The organism is Humibacter antri (assembly GCF_054777235.1).
In genome coordinates this window covers 305,327-329,854 of sequence record NZ_BAAHAW010000002.1, presented here as the reverse complement: position 1 = coordinate 329,854, position 24,528 = coordinate 305,327, and the positions used below count along the sequence as shown (strand labels likewise).

The 24,528-nt window shown below is 67.6% G+C and carries 18 protein-coding genes; 4 read left to right on the top strand and 14 right to left on the bottom strand.

Annotated elements, in window-relative coordinates:
• Positions 1–259 precede the first annotated feature (259 nt).
• Positions 260–1,645 carry an LLM class flavin-dependent oxidoreductase gene (locus ACYVDK_RS02230; protein WP_460517289.1) on the bottom strand — a complete coding sequence of 462 codons (1,386 nt, stop codon included), beginning with the start codon at positions 1,643–1,645 and terminating at the stop codon, positions 260–262.
• Between the two features lie 230 nt (positions 1,646–1,875).
• On the opposite strand from ACYVDK_RS02230, the gene ACYVDK_RS02225 reads away from it, so the two are divergent.
• Complete coding sequence (locus tag ACYVDK_RS02225; protein ID WP_460517287.1) at positions 1,876–2,832, top strand: patatin-like phospholipase family protein; 957 nt, start codon at positions 1,876–1,878, stop codon at positions 2,830–2,832.
• A gap of 105 nt (positions 2,833–2,937) precedes the next feature.
• Here ACYVDK_RS02225 and ACYVDK_RS02220 read toward each other — a convergent pair whose 3' ends face one another.
• The 7 genes from ACYVDK_RS02220 to ACYVDK_RS02190 all read right to left on the bottom strand — a co-directional run bounded on the left by ACYVDK_RS02220 (position 2,938) and on the right by ACYVDK_RS02190 (position 13,081).
• Positions 2,938–3,216 carry a glutaredoxin family protein gene (locus tag ACYVDK_RS02220; RefSeq protein ID WP_460517284.1) on the bottom strand — a complete coding sequence of 93 codons (279 nt, stop codon included), beginning with the start codon at positions 3,214–3,216 and terminating at the stop codon, positions 2,938–2,940.
• Between the two features lie 318 nt (positions 3,217–3,534).
• Positions 3,535–5,724, bottom strand: coding sequence for a hypothetical protein (locus tag ACYVDK_RS02215; RefSeq protein WP_460517281.1), 2,190 nt, complete (start codon positions 5,722–5,724; stop codon positions 3,535–3,537).
• 99 nt (positions 5,725–5,823) lie between these two features.
• Complete coding sequence (locus tag ACYVDK_RS02210; protein WP_460517278.1) at positions 5,824–7,182, bottom strand: alpha-L-fucosidase; 1,359 nt, start codon at positions 7,180–7,182, stop codon at positions 5,824–5,826.
• A gap of 230 nt (positions 7,183–7,412) precedes the next feature.
• Positions 7,413–9,398: a DUF2264 domain-containing protein gene (locus tag ACYVDK_RS02205; RefSeq protein WP_460517275.1), complete on the bottom strand. Its 1,986-nt coding sequence runs from the start codon at positions 9,396–9,398 to the stop codon at positions 7,413–7,415.
• 2 nt (positions 9,399–9,400) lie between these two features.
• Positions 9,401–11,050 carry a type 2 periplasmic-binding domain-containing protein gene (locus ACYVDK_RS02200; RefSeq protein WP_460517272.1) on the bottom strand — a complete coding sequence of 550 codons (1,650 nt, stop codon included), beginning with the start codon at positions 11,048–11,050 and terminating at the stop codon, positions 9,401–9,403.
• A 56-nt stretch (positions 11,051–11,106) separates the two neighbouring features.
• On the bottom strand, positions 11,107–11,964 hold the full coding sequence (locus tag ACYVDK_RS02195; RefSeq protein WP_460517378.1) for a carbohydrate ABC transporter permease: 858 nt from the start codon (positions 11,962–11,964) through the stop codon (positions 11,107–11,109).
• Between the two features lie 82 nt (positions 11,965–12,046).
• Positions 12,047–13,081 carry an ABC transporter permease gene (locus ACYVDK_RS02190; protein WP_460517269.1) on the bottom strand — a complete coding sequence of 345 codons (1,035 nt, stop codon included), beginning with the start codon at positions 13,079–13,081 and terminating at the stop codon, positions 12,047–12,049.
• A gap of 307 nt (positions 13,082–13,388) precedes the next feature.
• On the opposite strand from ACYVDK_RS02190, the gene ACYVDK_RS02185 reads away from it, so the two are divergent.
• The 3 genes from ACYVDK_RS02185 (at position 13,389) to ACYVDK_RS02175 (ending at position 18,188) form a co-directional block, all read left to right on the top strand.
• Positions 13,389–14,366 carry a hydroxyacid dehydrogenase gene (locus ACYVDK_RS02185; RefSeq protein WP_460517266.1) on the top strand — a complete coding sequence of 326 codons (978 nt, stop codon included), beginning with the start codon at positions 13,389–13,391 and terminating at the stop codon, positions 14,364–14,366.
• Between the two features lie 104 nt (positions 14,367–14,470).
• Positions 14,471–15,565, top strand: a complete 1,095-nt coding sequence (locus ACYVDK_RS02180; protein WP_460517263.1) for a LacI family DNA-binding transcriptional regulator — start codon at positions 14,471–14,473, stop codon at positions 15,563–15,565.
• 133 nt (positions 15,566–15,698) lie between these two features.
• A complete protein-coding gene (locus ACYVDK_RS02175; protein WP_460517260.1) occupies positions 15,699–18,188 on the top strand; it encodes a polysaccharide lyase 8 family protein in 2,490 nt (829 codons plus the stop codon).
• Positions 18,189–18,355: 167 nt separating this feature from the next.
• Here ACYVDK_RS02175 and ACYVDK_RS02170 read toward each other — a convergent pair whose 3' ends face one another.
• The 6 genes from ACYVDK_RS02170 to dnaK all read right to left on the bottom strand — a co-directional run bounded on the left by ACYVDK_RS02170 (position 18,356) and on the right by dnaK (position 24,484).
• Complete coding sequence (locus ACYVDK_RS02170) at positions 18,356–19,015, bottom strand: SGNH/GDSL hydrolase family protein (protein WP_460517257.1); 660 nt, start codon at positions 19,013–19,015, stop codon at positions 18,356–18,358.
• Between the two features lie 334 nt (positions 19,016–19,349).
• Positions 19,350–20,039: an SGNH/GDSL hydrolase family protein gene (locus tag ACYVDK_RS02165; RefSeq protein ID WP_460517254.1), complete on the bottom strand. Its 690-nt coding sequence runs from the start codon at positions 20,037–20,039 to the stop codon at positions 19,350–19,352.
• Between the two features lie 141 nt (positions 20,040–20,180).
• On the bottom strand, positions 20,181–20,603 hold the full coding sequence (locus ACYVDK_RS02160) for a heat shock protein transcriptional repressor HspR (protein ID WP_460517251.1): 423 nt from the start codon (positions 20,601–20,603) through the stop codon (positions 20,181–20,183).
• 170 nt (positions 20,604–20,773) lie between these two features.
• Positions 20,774–21,772: a molecular chaperone DnaJ gene (locus ACYVDK_RS02155; protein WP_460517248.1), complete on the bottom strand. Its 999-nt coding sequence runs from the start codon at positions 21,770–21,772 to the stop codon at positions 20,774–20,776.
• Between the two features lie 137 nt (positions 21,773–21,909).
• The gene (locus ACYVDK_RS02150; protein ID WP_460517245.1) at positions 21,910–22,596 is read right to left on the bottom strand and encodes a nucleotide exchange factor GrpE; all 687 of its coding nucleotides are present in this window, start codon (positions 22,594–22,596) and stop codon (positions 21,910–21,912) included.
• A 1-nt stretch (position 22,597) separates the two neighbouring features.
• Positions 22,598–24,484, bottom strand: coding sequence for an Hsp70 family protein (gene dnaK, locus ACYVDK_RS02145; RefSeq protein ID WP_460517242.1), 1,887 nt, complete (start codon positions 24,482–24,484; stop codon positions 22,598–22,600).
• Positions 24,485–24,528 lie beyond the last annotated feature (44 nt).

The window sequence follows — 24,528 nt, the reverse complement described above, 5'->3', positions numbered from 1 at the left end:
CGCTTCCGTACTCGTTCGTCGACACCGTGTTTGTCGTGACACCGCGCTTGTCGTGACACCGTGCTTGTTCGCCGACACCGCGCTTGTTCGTCGACACCGTGCTCGTCGTGACACCGTGCTTGTCGTCGACACCGTGCTTGTACGCCGACATCGTGATTGTTCGCCGACATCGTGTTTGTCGTCGACACCGCGCAGGGCGGGCGACGCCGCGAACAGGGCGGATGATGCCGGTTTGGTCGCCGGGTCCTCGGCGTTCTGGTCAGAGCGCTCGCGCGAACGCGCCCACCCGGTACTTCGCGGCGCGGTGATCGTCGGGCACGCGATCGCCCGCACCGTGCAGCTTGTTGCGCAGCGTGCCGTCGTCGTACTCGGCAGGGTAGGCGCCGCGCTCCTGCAGCACCGGGATGACATGCTCAACGATGTCTTCGAACGTGCCAGGGGTCACCACGTAGGCCAGGTTGAAACCATCGACGTCGGTCTCGTCAACCCACTGCTGCAGGCGGTCGGCGATCGTCTCGCCTGATCCGACCACGAACGGACCGAGCCCGCCGATGGCGCTGTGCCGGGCGATGTCGCCGACGGTCCACTCGCGGCCGTCGGCGTTGTTCTCCTGGAAGCTCGCCACCACCGACTGGATCGCATTCGACTTCACGTTTCCGATCGGCTCGTCGAGCGCATACTGCGAGAGGTCGATGCCCATCCAGCCCGACATGAAGACGAGTGCACCCTCCTCGCTCGCGTAGCCCAGGTACTCCTCGTACTTGGCCTGTGCCGCCTCGTCCGTCTCATCGGTGATGATCGTGAGCAGTGTGTAGATCTTCGCGGCGTACCTGTCGCGGCCGGCGGCCTCGAGGGCATCCCGAATCTTCTTCACGGTGGATGCGACGACCTCCTTGGTCGGACCCGCGATGAAGATCGCCTCCGCGTTCTCGGCGGCGAAGCGCACGCCCCGCGACGACGCGCCCGCCTGGTAGATGACGGGGGTGCGCTGCGGCGAGGGTTCGGCGATGTGGATGCCCGGCACGCTGAAGTGCTCGCCCTTGTGCCCGATCTCGTGCACCTTCGCCGGATCCGTGAATATGCCGCTGGCGGCATCTTTCACGACGGCGTCGTCTTCCCAGGAGCCTTCCCACAGTTTGTAGAGCACCTCGAGGTACTCGTCGGCCACCTCGTAGCGGTCATCGTGCTCGAGCTGGTCCTCGTGACCCATGTTGCGTGCGGCCGACGGCAGGTATCCGGTGACGACATTCCAGCCGATGCGGCCCTTGGTCAGGTGATCGAGCGTCGACATGCGACGGGCGAACGGATACGGATGCTCGTACGCGGTGCCCGCCGTCACCCCGAACCCGAGATGCTCGGTGACATATGCCATCGCGGGAATCACAAGCAGCGGGTCATTCACGGGCACCTGTGCGCCGTTGCGGATGGCCGCCTCGTTCGTTCCGCCGTACACGTCGTACGTGCCCAGCACGTCGGCGATGAAGATGCCGTCGAACCGGCCGCGCTCCAGCAGCTTCGCGAGCTCGGTCCAGTATTCGAGATCTTTGTAGTGGTCGGCGCGGTCTGCCGGATGCTTCCACAGTCCGGACGTCTGGTGCGCGACGCAATTCATGTCGAAGGCGTTGAAACGGATCTGGCGTGGCATGCGTCCATGGTCGCCGACGCACGTGTGCGCGCTCTCCGGCGGCGCAACATTGCGTCACACGGCTACCGGACATCCGACGTGCTACGTTCGTGGTCGATCGTGACCCTGGAGCAGGAGGTGAGACCCGTGTACGCAGTATCGACAATGGGCGCTCCCCATCAGCTCCCGATCATGCGACTGAGGTAGTCGCACAGGGAGCGCCCGCCAAGCCACCGCGAAAGGCGACTCCCATGAACACATCACCTTCTTCGAGCTCCACACCTTCTTCGAGCTCCACACCCTCCTCCGGCCGGCGCGAGCGCGCTCTCGTGCTCCACGGCGGCGGCTCGGCCGGCAACGCGTGGGAGATCGGCGTCATCGCCGGTCTCCACGACGCCGGGCTGGCGGCGGCACGTGCCGATCTCATCGTCGGCACGTCGGCCGGCGCCACCGCGGCCGCGCAGATCACCGCGGCCGATCCCACCGACCTGCTGGCGGACATTCTGTCTGACGACCCGCCTCTGCGGGGCCGGCAGCAGGGCGTTCCGCCCGCTGGCGCGAACGGCGGACGCTCCGGCGCGCGGCCACCCGTGAACCACCTGGAGCGCACGAACCGCATCATCGCCGCCGCGACGGATGCCGCTGACATGCGACGCAGGATGGGCGCCGGTGCGCTCGAACTCGATGCGGCGTCTGACGGATCGTGGTCGGCCCGATGGCGCGAGATCGTCGCCCGCAGACTGCCCAGCGAACAGTGGCCGGAGCAGACCGTGCTCATCACCGCGGTCGACGCGCGCACCGGCGAAGGCGTCGCGTTCGACCGGCATAGCGGAGTCGAGCTGGTGGACGCCGTCGCCGCGAGCACGTCCAGCGGCGATCCGTACCGCATCGGCGACGACCTCTACATCGACGGCGGCTACCGACGGAACGAGAACGCCGACCTGGCGACGGGGTACGAGCGGGTGCTCGTGCTCTCTCCGTTCGGCGGACGAACCCGCCACCCGCTCGAGTGGCGCATGCAACTGGCGGCTCAGGTCGAGGAATTGGTCGCGGCCGGCAGCAGGGTCGAGACGATCCTCCCCGACGCCGCGTCTCTCGACGCGTTCGGCGAGGACATGATGGATGGGTCGCGCCGCCCGGCATCCGCTCGTGCCGGCTACGAGCAGGGCAAGGCGGCTGCCCGGCGGCTCGCTGAGTTCTGGAGCTGAACCCGGCAGTCAGAGCCCGCGCAGCCGGCCTCAGCCCGCGCGGTCAGTCCGTCAGACGCTCAGTGGCTCGGCGGCTCAGTGACTCGGCAATCAGTGGCTCGGCAGTCAGCGGCTCGGCGCCAGCGCGTCGAGCTTCGCCTGCAGCTCGGGGTCGGTCGGCTCGACGAAATGCGTACCGTCGGGAAAGACGACGACGGGGATGTTCGTGCGACCGCTGATACTGTGCGCCGTGTCGGCCTGCTCCGGGTGCACCTCGAGGTCGATGTACTCGTAGTCAGCGCCGACTCGGTCGAGCAGCGCCTTCGAGCGGCGGCAATCGCCGCACCAGGCTGCACCGTACATGGTGACGCGGTCGACGGGGGCTTCGGTGAGGTTCTGAGGCATGCCTCCAGGCTAAGCCGGATCCCTGAGCGCCGACTCGGGGCGGCCACCCACCCGTGATTGCGCCAGCTCGACGTGATTGCGCCCGAACTTGTGGCGCAGTCGCCGCAATGTGGCGCAATCACGGAGCGCACTGGCGTGGGGGTGCAGGGGCGTGGGGGCGCAGTGGCGTAGGGCGCGCGGTCACTGCAGAAGGACTGCATTGCGCGGTGGATGGCGTGGCAGGGAATCAGCCAGTTACGCGCCGGGGACGCACTGGACCTGTGCATCCCCGGCGCGAGTCGGCGCGGATCCGGCCGAGCCGACTCGACCGGCCCGCGGTCAGTGCTGGCGCAGCGCGAACGTCACGTACTGGCCGCGGTCGCCCTGGCTCTGCTGCACCAGCCGGAACCGGCCGTGGTCGAACTCGAGCGCGAGCCCGGTGTTGCGGTTCACCAGCCGGTACGTGCTCGAACCGGCCAGCGACGTGCCGTTCGTTGCCACGCGCTGCAGGTACCACTGGTCGCTTCCGCCGGAGGAGCCGAGGCTGCTCGAGGTCATCTGCTGCCCGTTCGGTTGCCGGTCGCCGGCTGTGGCGACGGCACCCATGGCACGTTTGGCGACGATGCCCTCACCGGCGATCTGGAGGTCCTGACCGGTGGCCGGGTTCACGAGACGGAAGAACCCGCTGTCGTGGCTCGGCGAGTTCGGGTCGGCGACCGGCGCGAGCTGCCACGACGACGAGCTGGTGGCAGCGCCGTTGCCGCCGACGAGGGACGGTCCTTCGTTTGCATTCACGGCCTTGCCGCCCACGCGCAGAACGTACGATCCGTTCGCTGTGACGGCATCGCCGCTGGTGTCGCTCGGCACGTACTGCTTGCTGACGACCGTCTGGTTCGTCGCATTCGTCTGGTCGATGTCGTAGACCTTGCCCGACAGGTCGGACACCGTCAGGAACGATCGCCCCGTGACGTTCTGGTTCGTCAGGCTGCCGTCGTCGAGCGAGGTCAAGTATCCGCCGATCGAGCCGGCAGGCATCAGTCCGACGACCTTCCACGAGTTCGGTTCGCCGAGGTCGGCGGTCTCGTACACGTTGCCGTCGTATCCCACGATGCGGTACTCGCCGGAGTACGCGTTGTAGCTGATCGCCGACTCGTTGTTGGCCGCGGGCAGGTAGATGTGTCCCGAGTTCGGGTCCTTGTAGTACGCACTGTTCGTCATGAGGTCGACGGTCTGCGAGACGCCCGTGCTCGGGTCGGCCTGTGTGACATAGATGCCGCCGGTCACCGTCTTGACGCCGTTCACCCACTCGTCGTCGACTGCTTTGACTGTCATGTTCTGGCCGGTCACCGGGTCGGTGTACGTGACGGTGCGATCCGGTGCCGACGCTCCGGTCGCGTTGTTCACGATCGTGTGCGCGAGCGTGTTCGCGGTGTACATGTTGCCCGACGCGTCGGAGAACACGATGAGGTGGTCGCTCCGCACCTTCGCCGCCTGGTACGACGCCAAGGCGTTCGCGCCGGAGCCGGCCCACGCGATCTTGTCGGTCTTGGGGTCATACGACACGCTCAGACCGCCGACCGAGTTGACGTTGCCGTCGATGCCCCCGACCCCCGGCTGCGACCAGGAACCGTCGTACCACTTCTGCCAGGTTCCGGATGCCATGCCGCCGCTGATCGGCGCCCGCGCCATCTCGGTCCAGCTGGCCAGCGTCGACGACGCCGGCTTCTTGTAGATCTTCACGTTGTAGGTGATGTAGAAGTAGCCGGACGAGTAGTCGACGAAGAGACGGCATCCGGAGTCGCCGAACGGATACGACGTGTTCGGCGACGTCGACGCATCGATGACGCCGTCGACATCCCACCCGGAGGTCAGTGCCGGGCCCGCATACTGCCAGGACGCACCCTTGTCGTTGCTCGTGGCCAGCAGGATGCGGTTGTTGTGGTGCCCAGTTGAGATCTTCTGCGCGACCGTCGCATCGGCGCCCTTGGTCTGCCACGGATCGAACTGAAACTCGTCGTTCAACAGTGCATGCCAGGTGCCGGCCGGGTCGACCCACACCCCGATGACATCACAGTGGTCGTCTTGCTGCGGAGACGGAATGGCATGCTTCGAGCGTTTGTCGAGCTGGTAGCAGATGCTGCCGGGGGTGGTGTAGAAGGCATCCGCCACCGTCTTCTGCGTGGTGCTGCCCATGCCGGCGGTCACTGCGCCCAAATCGGTGTTCGTGAACGTGTTCGCCCAGCCCTGCGTCGGGTCGTCGGCGTAGCCGGTGTAGGCGTTGGTGAAGTGGAACTGGCCCTCTTTGTCGACGAATGCGGAGCCTGCGATGTCGGAGAGCAACCCGCCGTTCAGCCGGCCGGTCGCCGCGGCCGTGTACTGCGGCGGAGAGACGACGGGGTCGGCGAACCCGGCCGCCGGCGCCGTGACAAGCGCGACGGCGGTGCCGATCGCGATCGGCGCGAGCACGCCGAGGCGTGCGGGCACACGTCGGCGTGTGCCCGGCCTTTTGAGCCTTGGTCTGTTGAGCATGGTGCCTTCCTTACGTCGGTGTTGCGGTAGGTGGTGCTCATTCGGGTTCGGGATCTCTGCGCCGTCGGCCGACGGGCTACGGCCACGCCGCGCCGGGCGCTAGGCCAGGTCGGGATTCACCTCGAGGCTCGGCACGGCCGCACTCTCGCGCTCCGTCTCGAGCGCGAGAACCACGGGCACGCGAGCGGCACGCGGCACCGCGATCGAGACGGTCTGGCCGTCGAGCCGGGTGAACTCGACGCGTTCGGGTGAGCCGAGTGCCCGCACGGAACGGATGCTCGTGCCCGCCGGAGCCTGCGGCTTGATCGCGCCCGAGACGGGCATCCTCGTGGCGATCGCGTACGTGACACCAGTCTCGGCGTTCTGCGTGTAGTACCCCCAGCCGGGATAATCCCAGCCCGGCGCCATCCCGCAGCCGTGGATCGCCTCACCGTTGACGCGCATCCAGTCGCCGATTGCGCAGGCGATGTCGCCCTCGAACTCAGGCAGCGCGCCGTCGCCCATCGGGCCGAAGTTGAGCAGCAGGTTGCCGCTCAGGCTCACGGCGTGCGCAAGCTGCTCGATGAGCTCGACCGGCTGCTTGCGGGTCGCGGCGACTGCGGCGCTCAAGTGGTAGCCCCATGAGTTCTGCGGGATCGTCATGCACGCCTCCCAGTCGTGCTCGGCGACCGAGCGGTCCCAGGGGTCGGGAAGCCGACGCTCATAGCCGCTGAAGAAGTCGCCCATCAGGTCGCCGTTGGAGTCGCGATGCCGGGCGCCGTTCTCGTCGGCGCGCAGCCGGCTGTTGACCAGAACACCCGGGATGAGCTGTTTGAGCATGCGCTCGACCTCGAGCGTCCACCATCCGTTGGCCTTGACCGATTCATCCCAGGTGCCGTCGAACCAGAACCCTCGAACGCTCGGATACCGCGTGGCCAGTTCACGCAACTGGTTCTGCGCGAACGTGAGGAAGCGGGCGAAGGATGCCTCGTCATCCACGGACTCGATGCGGTACCGCCAGTCGGGGTGGTGCCAGTCGAGCACGGAGTAATAGAGGTGCACGGCGATGCCCTCCGCTTCGTACGCCGCGACGATCTCACCGAGCAGGTCGCGGCCGTGCGGCGTTCGGGCGACGGTGAAGTCGCTGTACTCGCTGGGCCAGAGGCAGAACCCGTCGTGATGTTTCGTGGTGACCGTGACGTACCTGGCGCCCATGGCCTTCGCGGCGCGAGCCCATTCGAAGGCGTCGAAGCGGTCCACGGTGAAGTCGGCGGCCAGCGCCTGCCAGTCGGCGTCGGCGATGTTCGCCGACTTCGGCAGGAACTCTGCCGCGAAGTCGTAGGTCTCGCCACGCCAGACACCGGCGGGCAGCGCGTAGAGGCCCCAGTGGATGAACTGCCCGAACCTGTCGTGCCGGAACGCACGCACGGCTGGGTCGTCACGCCGTTGCGTGGACTGCGCACCATATCTCAGTTGCATGGTTCTCCTCGAGATGGATTTCCGCTGGTTGAGCGAGTCCGCCTGGTTGAGCGAGCCCGCTGGTTGAGCGAGTCCGCTGGTTGGGCGAGTCCGCTGGTTGAGCCTGTCGAAACCAGCTGGTGCTGCGGTTTCGACAAGCTCAACCGGCGGGAGGGGCTCAACCGGCGGGAGGGGCCCAACCAGCGGGACGGGCCCAACCAGCGGGACGGGCCCAACCAGCGGGACGGGGTTCACAGGTTCGCGGCGCGTGGGCCGGTGTGGTGATCCCACGGCACGAAGGTCGCGAGGTCGCATTCGGCGGAGCGGCCGCTCGCCCAGCGCACCCGCACCGTGCTGCCGTCGACGGCGATGTCGGCGGCGGATGCCCAGACATCGGGGGAGGCGGCATCCGGATGCTCGTCGCTCGCTTTCGTCAGCACGTGCAGCGTCACGAACACGGTGAGTCCTTCGACGCAGCGGCCGTACAGCGCCGGCGTCACAGAGTGGTCGCCCATCGCGTTCGCGCCGCTGTGTTCGACGATCACGGCCTCATCCCAGCCATGCAGTCCGACAACGCCGCAGATCACGTCATCCGCGTTACGCGCCCACGCAACCGTGCCCTCCGCCGCACTCGCCGGCGGCACCGGGCCTGCCACGGCGAAGCCGCCCTCCCGCACCCGGTGGCCCTGCGGCGACTGCACCAGGTGCGCTCGCACTTCGTACGGCCCGTCGATGAACGACACCGTGGTGACGGCGCATCCGTCGAACAGCCGACGACCGAGCTGCGGCAGGTGCACCGACCCGGCGATGTCGCCCTCCACCCGGCTCGCGCGCAGGGCGCTGCGCCGGCTGGCATTACCGTCATCGTCGAGCAGCGCGAAGTGCGAGTCGACGTCATCCACCCACGCCTGCGCGGTTCCCGGTGCGGTGTGCGTGGAGTAGGCGAACTTCGCGTAGTGCGGGTCGTCGCCGTCGACGTCGTCGCCGACGGAGAGCCACGTGTGATCGGTGCCGTGGTTCACCAGACGCACGATGCCGTCGTCCTGAGCCGAGATGAGCCATCCGGTCTCGGGCATTCCGATCTGGAACGCGGCGCCGTCGGTCGGCTGCTCCTGCTCGACGGCCGTCCACACCGCAGCGTCGGCCGGCAGCGCCAGCCCGAGGAATCCGATGCCGGCGAGGTACGGCGAACCGAAACCGCTGTAGGCCTGGCACATCGGCTCGAACGGGTCGTACCAGCCGAGGCTCAGCGGGCCGTCGACACCGACGCCCTTCGCGGCGAACCGGGAGAGCACACCGGATGCCAGCCGCCGCGTCGACCCCGGAGTCAGCGGGTTCACGCCCGAGAGCTCGGCGCACCACAGGGCCGCGAGCACCGCCGTGCGGTACGTGAGCGACCTGCCGACGTGCAGCACGGATCCGTCTCGCGCGAAGAAGCGAGAGTACGACGTGACGAACTCGGACAGCCGCTCGAGATGGCGCTGCCCGTCCGGCGTGTGCAGGGCGTCGCTCATGCGGTACCACGCCCACAGGTAGGGGTGGATCGCCCACGCGTTGTAGTAGTCGATCGAGTGCTCGGGGCCGTCGGTGTACCACCCGTCGCCGAGGTACCACGACTCCACCCGAGCCACGTTGCGGCGGCCCGTGGTGCCGCTGACGTTCTCGCCGACGGAGCGAAGGAATCCCTCGGCCATCGCCGGGAACAGCTGCCAGTTGTTCTGCCATACCTCCGCCCTCGCGTGGTGCAGCAGCCAGTCGGCGAGCTGTCGCCGCTCGGGCCGGGTCAGGTTGTCCCACAGCCGGTCGCGCGTCAGGTGCAGGCCGAACGCGATGTTGGCGGCCTCGACGATGGAGTTCGTCACCCCGGCGAGCGGGGTGCGGCAGGTCACGCCCCTCGGCCACTCCTCGGCGCCGCCCGGCCGGGTTCCGGCCAGCAGCGCCCGCGCGTACCACTCGAGGTGCTGCTCGGCGACGGGGTCGGCGTCGGCGGCGCCGGCGATGCGCGGGGCGGCGAGCAGGAACGACCTGCCCACCGTCTCCATGCACTCGCGGCGCACGCCGTCACCGGTCACCCGCCCGGGCAGGCGCGTCATGGCGCCTTCCGCGCTGGAGTACTGGCGCACCTGCCCGAGCCAGTGGTCGGCTGTTGCGAGCCAGTGCTCGCGCGCCCAGCCTGTGAACGGCGACAGCTCGCGGGCATCCGGCGGCAGGAAGGCGGGTGACGGCGCCGGCGCCACGATCAGGACTTCTTCTTCGATTTCGACAGGACCTTCTGATACTCCGACCGAATCTGGTCTCCGCCGCCGGACTTCCAGCCGGCGATCGCGTTCTTCAGGTCGGCGAGTGAACTGCGACCGGCGACGTAGTTGTTCACGGCGTCGGTCATCGTCTGCGCGAGCGTCAGACCCTTCTGCGCCTGCGTCGGGCTGAAGAGGCCCTGCGTCGGGTCGGCGACGCCGAGCGGGATCAGCGTGGCGTACGTCGCGTGCAGGGTCTTGATGGCGTCGGGGAACGGCGGCGAGTACAGCGCATTCGGGCCCGCCGCAAGGTACTTCCACGGAACTGCCGTGTCGAGTGCGGCCTGGGCGGTGGCGGTGGGATTGCCCTTGCCGTCGAGCGTGTAGTCCGTGCCCTCGACGCCATAGTTCATCAGCAGGTATTCCTGGCTGCCGAATGGCGCGGCGAGAAAGTTCGCCACCTGCAGCACGAGCTTGATGTGGCTGGGGCTGCCCTTCTTCACCATCGTCCAGGCGAAGTCGATGTTGTCGAGCCACACCATCGCCTTGCCGCCGTGCGCGCTGAAGGGCAGGAACGGCGTGGCCTTGTTCGCCGGGTTCGCGGCGGGCAGCGTCTGTTGATAACCGCCGACCTTGCCGTACGCGGGCAGGCCGTCGTAGATCTGGGCGACCTTGCCGGAGATGAAGGCATCCTGCATCTGCTGCTTCGTCCAGCCCTCGCTGCCCGGAGCGATGGAGCCGGCGGCGTGCATCTTCTGCACGAAGCTGATCGCCTCGAGCCACTCCGGCGTCTCGTAGTCCTTGACGAGCTTGCCGTTCTGCTCGGTCCAGTTGTAGGGCACATGGAAGATGTGCAGGAAGGGCGGCAGGCCGAAGTTCGTGCTGCCGAACGCCCACTGGTTCGCGCCGGAGAGCTGCTTCGCGAGGGCGAGGTAGTCATCCGAACTCTTGATGGTGCTCGTGTCGGAGACACCGGCCTTGGCGAAGTAGGTCTGGTTGATGAAGCCGGAACCGCCCGTCATGCTGCGCGGAATCGGCAGGCCGTAGAGCTTGCCGTTCTGCACCGTCTGCTTCCAGAACACCTGGGGCACGTTGGCGAGGTTCGGATACGCGCTGACTTTGTCACCCGCGAGGTATGGGGTGAGGTCTTCGCAGGAGGACTCCAGGAACCCGATGATGTCGGGGATGGCCGCCCCGTCGTTGAGCATGAGGTCGGGAAGGTTGCCGCCCGCGATGACGGTGTTGAGCTTGGTGTCGAAGTCTCCGCTCGACACGGCTGTGATGTCGACGGTGCCGCCGAGCCGCTTCTCGATCTCCTGCCAGGCGGGGTTGCCGGAGCGGCCGTTGGGCGGCGGGCCGAAGATGTTCGTGATGCCCGTGATCGTCTGCCCCTTCATGAAGGGGCTCGGCACCGAGCGGTAGGGGTTCTTCGGGTAGTTGAAAAACGCCGGCGGAACGCCCTGAGCGGTCGCCGCCAGGTCTGGCGTGACCCCCTTGACCGCCGTGTAGTTCGGCAGTGTGGCGTTCGAGACGCTGCCGGCCTTGAGCGTGCTCTGCGCGCCGCAGCCGGAGAGCGAGCCCGCGGTCACAACAGCGAGGGCGCCGAGCGCCGTGTAGGAGAGGAAAGCGCGCCGAGTCGTCGTGGCGACCATCGGAGGCTCCTTTCGGGTGATGTGTGGATGGTTGGGTGGTGCAGGGCAGACGCCGGTCAGCCCTTGACTGCGCCGGTGAGGACGCCCTTGGTGAAGTACTTCTGCAGGAACGGATAGACGAGCAGGATCGGAACGAGACTGATCACGACCACGGCCATCTGGATGGCCTGCGACGGTGCCGAGATCTCACCCGCGGTAGCGGTGTTCAGCGGCGAGCCGAGCAGCACGTACTGGCGCAGGATCATCGCCAGCGGCCACTTGTCGCTGTTCAGGTAGAGCATCGCGTTGAAGAACGCGTTCCAGTACGCGACCGCGTAGAACAGCCCGACGACGGCCAGCACGCCCTTCGACAACGGCAGCACGAGCGTGGTGAGGATGCGGAAGTCGCCGGCGCCGTCGATGCGTGCCGCCTCGAACAGCTCCTGCGGCAGGTTCATGAAGAACGACCGCACCACCACGAGATTGAAGGCGGAGATCAGCACCGGTAGAACCAGCGATGCGTAACTGTCGAGCAGGCCGAGCTGCTTCACCATCAGGAAGCTCGGAATGATTCCCGGGCTGAACAGCATGGTGAACAGGGCGACGAGCAGGATGAACTTGCCGAACACCAGGTCGCGACGGGAGAGCCCGTAGGCCATGCCGACTGTTGCCGCCAGGGACAGGATCGTGCCGACCACGGTGATGACGATGCTGCGCAGCAAGGCCGCGGTGACGACGCCGCCCGCGAAGATCGTCTGGTACGCCGCCAGTGTGGGATGCAGCGGGAACAGCACGAGTCCGTTCGCGTTGGCGATGTCGGTGCTGTCCGACAGGCTGGTGGAGATCACCGTGAGGAACGGGTAGATGGTCAGCACGGCGATCACGACGATCGCCACGACCTTTCCGACCCGGCCGATCGCGGAGGGCTTCTCCATCCAGGCGGGGCGGGCATCCACACTGCTCTTGCGCGGAGCGCGGGGCTTGTGCGGAATTCGCACGGCCTGTGCTGCCGGTGTCTCACTTGCCACTTGAGTAGACCCCTTCCTGCCCGAACCAGTGGGCGACCTTGTTCGCACCGAGCACGAGTGCCAGCCCGACGACGCCCTTGACCAGGCCGACGGCGGCTGCAGGGCCCCACTGGCCGTCTTGGATGCCGTGGAAGTAGACCCACGTATCGAGCACCTCGCCTGCGCCGGGCCCGACGTTGTTGCGCTGCAGAACGATCTGCTCGAACCCGACGGACAGGATGCTGCCGAGGTTGAGGATGAACAGCAGGATGATCACGGGCATGATGCCCGGGATGGTGATCTTCCACAGGCGCGCCCACGGGCCTGCCCCGTCGACGGCCGACGCCTCGTACAGCTCCTGATCGATGTTCATCAGCGCGGCGAGGAAGATGATCGTCCCCCAGCCGGTGTCTTTCCAGATCTCCTGAATCGTGACGAGGAAAGGGAAGAACCACGGCGTGGTCATCGCGTCCCACTGCGGCAGCCCGAGCATGTGAAGCAGATTCGGCACCACGCCGGATGCACCGAGCACCTGGCTGAAGATGGAGACGATGATCACCCAGCCGAGAAAGTGCGGCAGGTAGACGACGCTCTGCACGAACTTGCGCACCTTGCCCGACATGATGCTGTTGAGCAGCAGCGCCAGCATGATCGGCACCGGGAAGAAGAGCACGAGCTGCAGCGAGGTGATCACCAGCGTGTTGCGCAACGCCTGCCAGAACGTGGCGTCGGCGAAGATCGCGAGAAAGTTGTCGACACCTGCCCACGAGCTGTTGATGAACCCGAGATACGGCTGGTAGTTCTCGAACGCGATGATGTTGCCGGGCAACGGCAGGTAGTGGAACAGCACGAAGTAGACGAAGCCCGGCGCGATCAGCAGCAGCATGACCTTGTCGCGCTTGATGCGCTGCCACAGCGTCTTCTTGCGCACGGCGGGTCGCCCGGCACGCTCACGCACACGCTGCGAAGCGCGGTCCTCGGCGGCAGTGCGCGTGGTCTCTGATCGCGCGCCGTCGTCCGCAACGGACTGGCTGTAGCTGCTCATTCGGGTTCCCTATCCGAGAGCTCCAAGAAGGAAGCGTCGTTGGTTCGCGTGACCGCTCGACTCGGTGCCGAAGGCGCGACGTCATAGTAAGCGGTTTCTTTTGGATGAAAGTACCTGACGCATTTCGCGCTGTCAACGAGGCAGTCAAATTTGCCAGATTCCTGCACGTTCCGCACCCTGACAGGGCAATCGACACCGGAACTTGCGCAAGCGAGAGGTGAATCGATTACAGTAAGCGATTACTATGTGGCTCGGAAAGGACGAACGGAACATGGACGAGGGCGCCCGAATGCCGGCGGTTCTTGCGATGAGCGAGGCCTCGCTCGGCGAGGTGTTCTCCCCCCGTGCCCTCGCACGGCTGGAGCGTGCTGTCGAACTCATCGGGCCGCGCCCCATGGTCGAGTTCGACTCGCCGGCCTCCCGTTCGGCGCTGGCGCACGCGCACATCATGATCACGGGCTGGAATCCGCCACGGGTGGACGGCTCCGTGATCGATGCCGCCCCGAACCTGCGTGCGATCGTGCACTCGGCGGGAACCGTCAAGACGTTCCTGTCCGAAGACGTGCTGCTGCGCGGCATCCGTGTCTCCAGCTGCGCTGCGGCGAACGCCATCCCGGTCGCCGAGTTCACGTTCGCGTCCATCGTGTTCGGGCTCAAACGCGCCGGCCGGTTCTCGGCGCGGCTGCGCGAGACGCACTCCGCTCGGGATGCCGCCGGCATGCCGCCGATCGGAGTCAGCGGTGTCACGATCGGCCTGGTCGGCGCCTCGCGGGTGGGCCGCGAGGTGGTGCGGCTGCTGAGCAACATCGACGTGCGCATCCTGGTGAGCGATCCCTATCTCCCGCGCGCCGAGGCATCCGCTCTGGGCATCGAGCTGACCACGCTCGACGACCTGTGCCGCCGCAGTGACGTGCTGAGCCTGCACGCCCCGCTGTCGGCCGAGACCCGCGGCCTGATCGGATCCCGTCAGCTCGCGCTGCTGCACGACGGCGCCGTCGTCATCAACACGGCGAGGGGACAGCTCATCGACACCTCCGCACTCACGACCGAACTCGTCTCCGGGCGACTGGATGCCTACCTCGACGTCACCGAGCCCGAGCCGCTTCCCGAGGACTCGCCGCTGTACGAGCTGCCCAACGTCACGCTCACGCCGCACATCGCAGGCGCCCTGGGCAACGAGGTGATGCGGCTCGGGGACCTCGCTGTCGACGAGATCGAACGCCTGGTGTTCGGCGCGCCGCTGCAGCACGAGATCCGCCATGCGGACCTGGCGAGGATCGCGTAGGCCATGATGAGGATTTCGGCACGGGTGCGGACGAGGCGGCCCGCGGGGCACGACAGAATGCCGGTGCCGGCAACCGTGTCGACGATCTGGGGAGACGCACGACCATGAGCACCGACGAAGCAACCCGCAGTAGAGGTTCCGCGACCGGCAGAATGCCCACGATCGACGATGTCGCGCAGCGTGCCGAGGTGTCGACGGCCACTGTCTCCCGGGTTCTGAACGGCAACTATCCCGTGGCGAAGGCCACGCGGGACAGGGTGCTGCAGGCCGTTGCGGAGCTTCGGTACACGGCGAATGCACACGCAAGGGCGCTCGCCAACGCGGCGACCCGCACGGTGGGAATCATCGTCAACGACGTCGTCGACCCGTTCTTCTCCTACATAGTGCGCGGGGTCGAGCAGGAGGCCGCACTGAACGATCGGCTCTGCATCGTCGCCGCCGCGCGCAGCAGCCGTGACCAGGAGCTCGATCTGATCGATCGCATGCGGGAGCAGCGCGCCGACGCCGTGATCGTGGTCGGCGGCGCCATGCACGACGAGGGACTGCGCCGCAAGATGGCCGACCGGGCGCGCGCGCTGGCCGATGTGGGATCCGTGCTCGTGCTGTGCGGACGGCCCTCGCTCGGCGAATCGGTGCCCACCAAGATGGTCGGCTACGACAACGAGGGCGGCGCGTTCGCTCTCACCGAGCACCTGATCGCACAGGGCCACCGGCGCATCCTCTACCTGGGCGGCCCGCCCGGGCTCTCCACCACGACGTCGCGTCTCCAGGGCTACCGCAGGGCGTTGCTCGCGCGCGGCATCGAGCCGACCGACGATCTGGTTCACGAGGGCGCGTTCGGCCGCCAGTTCGGCTACACCCGCATGCAGCAGATCCTCGCCACGAATCTGGGGTACACCGCCGTCTTCGCTGCCAACGACCTCGTCGCCGCGGGCGCGCTCGAGGCGCTCACCGAGGCGGGCATCCGCGTTCCTGACGACGTCTCGCTTGTCGGATACGACGACATCCCGCAGTCGTTCGAGTTGCGTCCCAAGCTCACCACCGTGCACGTGCCACTGGAGGAGATGGGGCGCGAGTCGGTGCGCATCGCGATGCGGCACGAGGATGCCTTCGGCCGGCACGCGGCGAACGAGGTCATCGTCGGCACGCACGTGGTGGTGCGCGATTCGGTCGCGCCGCCTCGCGCGGGGGAGCTATGAGCGAAGGCCCAGTGGGTCTTCGCCGCGACCCTCTCTATCGCACGGCGGTCACGCCGCAAGCGGCGACGGGGCCGAGCGCCGAATCAGCCGCGCTGACTCGGAAGTAAGAAGAACATCTCAACGAGGAGTGACAATGCACACCAGCGATTCCCCGGATCCCGCGAAGAACGGGTTCGTGCTCTCACGCCGCAGCGTGCTCATGCTCGCAGGCGCAGGCGCCCTTGCCACCACTCTGATCGGCACGGGAACCGGCGCGTTGCGGGCATCCGCCGACACGGCATCCTCCGACACGGCGCTCGGCGCCTTGATTCAGCGGCGCGCCACCATGCTCGTCGGGTCGGGAAGTGCTGCCGGAGTGCCGGCGCTCGCGAACAGCCTGAAGCAGATCTCCGCGGACGCGGCCGCCTCCTGGCAGGCGATGGCACTGACCGCAGGATCGCCCGGCATCTGGCCCGATCTGCCGATGCGGGGTGTCAGCGCCGCCACCGCGACCGGCAACATGGGGGTCACGTTCGACCGGATCACGAGCCTCGCCGAGGCGTGGGCGACGCAGGGCACCGACCAGTACGGCGACGACAGGCTCGCTGCCGCCCTCGTCTCCGCGCTCACCTGGATGAGCGTCAACCAGTACGTCGCAGGCAAAGCCGCAGCGGGCAACTGGTGGTTCTGGGAGATCGGCGGGCCGCGTCAGGTCGGCGACTCGCTCGTGCTGCTCTACGACAAGGTGCCCGCGGAGGTGCGCACCAACCTGCTCGGCGCCGCGCGGTACTTCGCGCCGAACCCCAACTATCGGGGCCGCGGCACCAGCTTCGCCGAGACCGGAGCCAACCGCAGCGACAAGGCGCTGAACACGGCACTGCGGGGCATCCTCGACAATCGTCCCGACGAGGTCGCCATGGCGAGGGATGCCCTCAGCGACGTGGCGGGCGGCGGCAGGAACAGCCTCTTCACCTACGTCACCGCGGGCGACGGCTTCTACCGGGACGGCTCGTTCATCCAGCACAGCTACCTGCCCTACGTCGGAACGTACGGCACGGTCACGCTCTCCGGCGTCGCCGCCATCCTCGCCCTGCTCGGCGGCAGCACGTGGGCCGTCACCGACCCGAACCAGAGCGTTTTCCTCGACTCGATCCAGAAGTCGTTCCAGCCGTTCGTCGTGGGCGGTCGCATCATGGACACCGTGCGCGGCAGGGCGGTCTCGCGGCAGAACGAGCCCGATTACGTCGACGGCGCGACCCTCATCGCGAGCACGCTGCTGCTGGCATCCGGAGCACCGCAGCCGTACCAGTCGACCTTCCTCTCGCTCGCGAAGGGCTGGCTCGAGCAGTGCACCGACGTGAACCTCGTCGCCGTGCCGAAGCTCACGATCGCCCAGGCACTTCTGGTGTCGGGCGTCGCGACGGATGCCTCCGTGCAGGCCGCTCCCGCACCCGTAGTCACGCACGCGTTCGGCGACCAGGACAGGCTCGTGCACCACCGGCCGGCGTGGTCGTCGGTGGTGAACGTCTCGTCCAAACGCATCGGACGGTACGAGTGGGGCAACGACGAGAACAACCTCGGCTGGTACGAGGGCGACGGCATGCAGTTCGTCTACCTACCGGGTGTGGACCCGTCGCAGTACAGCGCCGACTTCTGGCCCACAGTCGACCCATACCGGCTGCCCGGCACCACCGTCAACGACGAGGTGCGGGCATCGGGCGCGGGCGGCGTCGGCACGGGCATCCCGCGGGCGTTCCAGGCGTTCGCGGGCGGACTGGCGCTCGAGTCGCGGTGGGGCATCCAGGGCATGGACCACCTGAACTTCGACAAGACCCTGTCGGGCAAGAAGTCATGGTTCTTCCTCGACGACGGCATCGTATGCCTCGGCGCAGGGATCGCCGGAACCGGGGGCCACAGCGTCTTCACCACGGTCGAGAACCGGTCGTTCGCCGCCGGGCAAACCCCGGACCTGCGCGTCGACCACGCGAACAAGCGGATGCGGCCGGGCCAGCCGGCCCTGCCCGTGAAACGCAGTCTGCACGTCGAGGGATACGCCGGCATCGTGCTGCTCGACGCCGAGGGTATCTCGGGGACGCCCCAGGTGCAGGTGGTGAGCCGGCAGGGCACGTGGAACGCGATCAACTCGGGATCCGACACCGGCGGCACGACAGACGTGAAGCAGCGCGACTACGTGACCCTCACGCATCCGCACGGCGTCGACCCCGCCTCCGGCGGATACGCCTATTACCTACTGCCCGGCGTCGCGCACAGCACGACGTTCTCCACCGAGGCGCAGAAGCCGGTGAAGGTACTGGCCAATAACTCGAGTGCGCAGGCGATCGTGCACGACGGCTCCGGGGTGACGCTCGCGAACTTCTACGGAGCGCCGACGTCACCGGTGGAGGGAATGCAGGTGAGCGGTCCGTGCTCGGTCGGCGTGCACCGCGACGGCGACACCATCACCGTCGCGCTGGCCGATCCGAGCCGCACCCAGTCGACCGCGACGCTCGTGCTGCCCGACGCCGGGAGCTTCACCGTGAGCCAGGCGGATGCCGGCGCATCCCTCGTCGGAACCGGCCCGCTGACTCTCCACTTCGCCCTCGACGGGCACGGCCACGCGCGGCAGATCATCCTGACGCGCTGAGGCACCCCGCCCGACCCGTCGGGCGACGAACCACCATCCAATCGACACCCGCAGCGTGGTGGCTCGTTGCTCCCGTGGTGGCTCGTCGCTCCCGTGCTCGCCCGTCGCTCCCGTGGTGGCTCGTCGCTCCCGTGCTCGTTCGTCACGTTCGGGTGCCGTCGACGCGCCTACACCAGGCCCTTCCTCGCCAACGCGGACTGCACGGCGGCGGCGATCATGAGCTGACCTGCCGCGGTGGGATGCACGTCGCCGCCCTGCATGAGATCGGGCCTGTCCTTCAAGGGGTTGCCGATGGCGAGGTACGTGCCGCCGACGGCGGTGACCGTTCGCTTCAGGTCGGTTCCCATCTGGTCGAGCTGCGGCGGCGGGTCGTTCTGGTTCCAGATCGCGCTGACCCCGACGATCTCGGTGTTCGGCAGGGCTGCGTGCAACTCGTCGACCGCCGACACCATGGCGGACCTGACCTCCGGCTCGGGCACGCCCAGGTCGTTGCTGCTCGCCGAGAGCACGACGGTCTGCGGATGCAACGAGATCGCCTCGCTCACCTGCTGGAGGAATATGGTGCCGTTGTCGCCGACGGTCACGAAGCCGTCGCCGTCGGCGGCGAGGTTCGTGAGCGCCCAGTCGTCGTCGCCTGCGATGATGACCGGCCAGGCCTGGTCGGGCTGCAGATTGTGGCCGTCCATGATCGAGTCTCCGATCGCGACCGCCGTCGAACGCCCCGAGGTCGCAGCGGCGGCCGGGGCGCCGATCGTGAGGTTTCCGGCGACGGCCAGTGCGACCGACGCCATGGCGAGTGCCGGCGTGATGAGCCCCTTGACGTTCATAACGATCAGGTTACGAATCACCCTGTTGGGCTCGGCCTGCACTGGCGATGAGGTTCCTATGAACGACTCTTGGCGACTCGCGCGCACTGTCGGCGCCGAGCGTCCGCGCACTGTCGCCCCGGAGCATCGGACACTGTCGACCCCGAGCATCCGGACACCGTCGACCCGGAGCGTCCGGACACCGTCGACCCGGAGCGTCCGGGCGCACTGTCGACCTGGAGTATCGGACGCGCGGTCGCCCCCGAGCCTCGGACGCACGGTCGCCGCCGAGCGGTCGGTGGCAGCGCCGCCTGCGAGCCGAGACGAGCCCGATTGCGCTCGGCCCGGCCGCGCGTCACACGAGGTGGTGCTTCTGCAGCGACCGCTCCACCGCCGCCGCGATGAGAAGCTGGCCGTCCGCGGTCGGATGCACGTCATCCGACTGCATGTAGCCCGGCTTTCCGAGCAGCGGCCTGCCGATGTCGAGGTACGTGCCTCCCACCGACCTGACCGCAGATTCCATGTCGTCGTTGATCTGGTCGAGCTGGGCCGGAGGCTTCGACTCGTTCCACACCGGGCTCACCGCGACGATCTTCGTATGCGGCAGGTCGTGGCGCAGCGTGCGCATCGCCGAGATCATCGACTTCTGCACGTCGGACTCCGACGCCCCGAGGTCGTTGCTGCTGCCGGAGATGATCACCATCGTCGGATCGAACTCGACGGCCTCGTCGACCTGGTCGGCGAAGATCGACCCGTTGTTCCCCTGGTTGACGAACCCGGCGCCGTCGGTGGCGAGGTTCGCGAGATGCCACCCGTTGTACCCGGCCACGACGTTCGGCCACGCCTCGTCGGGCGTGAGCCCGTTGCCGTCCATGATCGAATCGCCGACGGCGACGACCGTGGTCGTCGGTGACGACTTCGCCGTGATCGGATGCCGGTGCACATTCGCCGACAGGCTCGCGGCGACCACGAGCGCGGCGACGCCCAGCACAGCTGCGGCCGCGCTCACACCGAGCGCGGCGGCGGCAGTGGACATGCGAGTCATGCCGTCGACACTACGACTGGAACTTCTCCACGCGCTGCACGGCCTTTCGGCGACGATGCGGACCGACGGCAGCACCGCGCCTCATCCGTCGAGCGGCCGCCACACGACGCCTCACCGGTCGACCGGCCGCAGCACGGCCCCTCACCGGTCGAGCGGTCGCCACACGACCACCTGGTTGCTGCGGCGCACTCGGGTTCCGGCACGCAACGAGACGACCTCGCCCTCGGAACCGGCGGCGAACACCCGGCGGCCAGGACGGTTCAGCATCTCGTCGGCGAGCGCACCCTCCAGTTCGCGAACGCGCGCGCCGAGCCGGTTCACCTGGTTCTCGAGCTCGAGGATGCGCCGGATGCCTTCCAGGCTGACACCCTCCGACCCGAGCCTGGCGACCTCCCGCAGCTGCACCACGTCGCGCATCGAGTAGCGACGGGATCGGCCCGCCGTTCGCCGCGGGCTCACCAGCCCGAGCCGGTCGTACTGCCTCAGCGTCTGCGGATGCATGCCGGCCAGCTCAGCGGCCGCGGTGATCGCGAAGACCGGTGTCGTCTCATCCAGTTGCGCCATCCCCACTCACCTCGCTCCCCGTATTCGGAGTCTGCACACTCGCGGTCTGCTCATTCGGAGCCTGCCCATTCGAAGTCTGCCCTGCCCGCCGGTTTCGATCCTGCGACAAGCTCTGGAGGGGCCAAGTTCAACCGGCCGCGATGCACCTCATCGTGCCGCCGTCATCCCGGTCATCGTGCCGCGGCACGCGCCTTCGCGAGCAGCTCCTCGCGCGGATTCTCGTCGGGCAGCGTCTTCTCGAACGCTTCGAGGGCATCCTCACCCTGCTTGCTCAGGTGCGAAGGCACGACGACCTGCACAACGGCGAGCAGATCGCCGGAGTCCTTCTTCGTGGAGACGCCCCTGCCCTTCACGCGCAGCACCCTGCCGCTCGGCGTGCCGGGCGCGACCTTGAGCCGCACCGTGCCGCCGTCCAGCGTGGGAACCTGGATCGTGGCACCGAGCGTCGCCTCCGCGAAGGTCACCGGCAAGGTGACGCGCAGGTTCAGCCCCTCGCGCTCGAACACCGGATGCCTGCGCACCGTCACCGTGAGGTACAGGTCGCCGCGCTCCCCGCCATCCGGCGACCGGCGTCCCTTGCCGGGCACGCGGATGCGCTGCTTGTCGCTCACCCCGGCCGGCACGCGCACCTTGACGGTCTCACCGTCGACCGTGAGGTGCACGGTCTCGCCGGTGACCGCGGTCTGGAAGTCGATGGTGGTGGATGCCGAGACATCCTGCCCCTTGGTCGGGCCGCCGTAGCCGCGGTATCCGCCGGTCGACTGGCCGAAGCGTCCGTTGCCGAAGAGGCCGCCGAGCAGATCGTCGTATTGACCGCCGCCCTGTTGGAACGTGTAGGACTGCCCGCGGCCGCCCTGATTGAACATGCCACCGAAGACGTCCTCGAACCCGCCGGCGTTCGCGCCGCCGCCGGGCGCGGTGAATCGGGCACCGGAGCCCATGGCCCGGATCTGGTCGTACTCTTTGCGCTGCTCGTCGTCGGAGAGCACGGAGTACGCCTCGCTGATCTCCTTGAACTTGGCTTCAGCCTTGGTGTCGCCCGGGTTGGAATCCGGGTGATACTGCCGTGCGAGCTTGCGGTAGGTCTTCTTCAGCTCCGCCGGCGAAATGTCTTTGGAGACGCCGAGCACCTTGTAGAAGTCCTTGTCGAACCAGTCCTGACTGGCCACCCGGCACCTCCGTTCTGTGTGTTCAGTTCTTACGTGTTCTGTTGTGAGCGGCTGCGTGTCATCGGTTCAGGTCGCAGTTTTCGTCACCATCTGGGCTCGAAAGCGACGAAAACTGCGACCTGAACGGAATGCGGACGCTACTGCGGGACCGCCACGACCACCTTGGCCGCGCGCACGAGCGTGGAGCCGAGCGTGTAACCCACCTCGACGACGTCGAGCAGGGTCGGCTCGGTCGTCTCGGCCGACGGCTGCTGGAAGATCGCCTCGTGCACGTTGTGGTCGAACGCCTCGCCTACCGCGCCGAAGGGCTGAAGTCCGAGCTTCTCGGATGCCGCCCGCAGCTTGCCGGCGATGGTCGCGAACGCGCTGTCGGTCTCGAGGTCGCCGTGCTTCTCGGCCCTGTCGAGGTCGTCGAGCACCGGCAGGATCGCCCTCGCCGTATCGGCGACAGCGCGCTCCCGCTCCACCTCGCGGTTCGCCTCGGTGCGTTTGCGGTAGTTCGCGTATTCCGCGGTCACCCGCTGGAGGTCGGCGAGCCGCTCTGCGGCGAGGTCCTCGGCGCTGGACTGCCCGGAGAGGAAGGCGAGGTCGGCTTCGGAGAGGGATGTCTCGACATCCGGGCCCTCGTAGCCCTCGCCCTCGGCCTGCCCTGAACCTGCCGAAGGGTCGACCACCTGCTCGTGCTCGAGGCGCTCGGAGCCGGCGGCTTCGGGCCGACGAACCTCGCCCGTCTCGGGGTCGACCCTGCGCTTATCGCGCACGATCGGCTCCTCGTGCTCTTCGCCGGGCCCCCGGCCCTTCGAAGGGTCGTCGTTCTTCGCCATGCTACTTAGCCTGTCCTGAACCGGTCGAAGGCTCCTCGTCGTCCACGACCTCCGCGTCGACCACGTCCTCCTCAGGGTTCGGCGCCTCGCCGTTGCCCGGGTCGGCCGCGTTCGGGTCGCCCTGCTCACCGGCGGCCTGAGCCGACTGGTAGATCGCCTCGCCCAGCTTCTGCTGGCTGGCGGTGAGCTTGTCGTGCGCCGCCTTCACGGCCTCGTCGTCGTCGGCTGCGAGTGCGGACTTGAGGGCATCCACATCGCCCTGCACGTCGGTCTTCACGTCTGCAGGCAGCTTGTCGTCGTTGTCCTTGATGAGCTTCTCGATCGAGTAGACCATCTGCTCGGCGCTGTTGCGCACCTCGGCGGATTCGCGGCGCTTCTTGTCTTCGGCGGCGTGCTCCTCAGCCTCGCGCACCATGCGCTCGATGTCGTCCTTCGGCAGCGAAGAGCCGCCGGTGATCGTCATCGACTGCTCCTTGCCGGTGCCCTTGTCCTTCGCAGACACGTGCACGATGCCGTTCGCGTCGATGTCGAAGGTGACCTCGACCTGCGGGATGCCCCTGGGAGCCGGGGCGATTCCGGTGAGCTCGAACGTGCCCAGCGGCTTGTTGTCGCGGGTGAACTCGCGCTCACCCTGGAACACCTGGATCGCGACCGACGGCTGGTTGTCATCCGCCGTCGTGAACGTCTCACTGCGCTTGGTCGGGATGGCCGTGTTGCGCTCGATGAGCTTGGTCATGATGCCGCCCTTGGTCTCGATGCCGAGGCTCAGCGGGGTGACGTCGATGAGCAGAACGTCTTTGCGCTCGCCCTTCAGCACACCGGCCTGCAGCGCCGCGCCCACGGCCACGACCTCGTCGGGGTTCACGCCCTTGTTCGGGTCCTTGCCGCCGGTCTCCTGCTTCACGAGCTCGGAGACGGCAGGCATGCGGGTGGAACCGCCGACCAGCACCACATGGGCGATGTCGGCGACCTTGATGCCGGCCTCCTTGATGACGTCCTGGAACGGCTTCTTCGTGCGGTCGAGAAGGTCAGACGTCATCTGCTCGAACTGGGCACGCGTGAGCGTCTCGTCGAGGTTCGCCGGCCCGTTCTCGGTCAGCGACAGATAGGGCAGCTGGATGCTCGTCGACATCGAGCTGGAGAGCTCCTTCTTCGCCTGCTCGGCGGCTTCCTTGAGCCGCTGGAGCGCGATCTTGTCGCCCGAGACATCCACACCGGTGGTGTCCTTGAACTTCTTGATCAGCCACTGGACGACGCGCTGGTCCCAGTCGTCGCCGCCGAGGCGGTTGTCACCGGCGGTGGCGCGCACCTGGATCGTGGAGAAGTCGTCGTCCTTGCCCACTTCGAGCAGCGAGACGTCGAACGTGCCGCCACCGAGGTCGAAGACCAGGATGAGCTCGTCTTCCTTGCCCTTGTCGAGGCCGTAGGCGAGAGCGGCCGCTGTCGGCTCGTTGATGATGCGCAGCACGTTCAGGCCGGCGATCTCACCGGCCTCTTTGGTGGCCTGGCGCTCGGCGTCGTTGAAGTACGCGGGAACGGTGACGACGGCATCCGTCACCGTGTCTCCGAGGTACTGCTCGGCGTCGCGCTTCAGCTTCTGCAGGATGCGCGCGGAGATCTCCTGCGCCGTGTACTTCTTGCCGTCGATCTCCTGCGTCCAGGTCGTGCCCATGTGGCGCTTGACCGACGAGATCGTGCGGTCGACGTTGGTGACGGCCTGGCGCTTGGCGGTCTCGCCGACGAGCACCTCGCCGTCCTTGGTGAACGCCACCACCGACGGGGTGGTGCGGAATCCCTCCGCGTTGGCGATGACGACGGGCTCGCCGCCCTCGAGCACCGAGACGACGGAGTTCGTCGTTCCGAGGTCGATACCTACTGCACGTGACATGTGTTGTGTTTCCCTTCCTCGGGCGCACACGACGTGCACCCTTA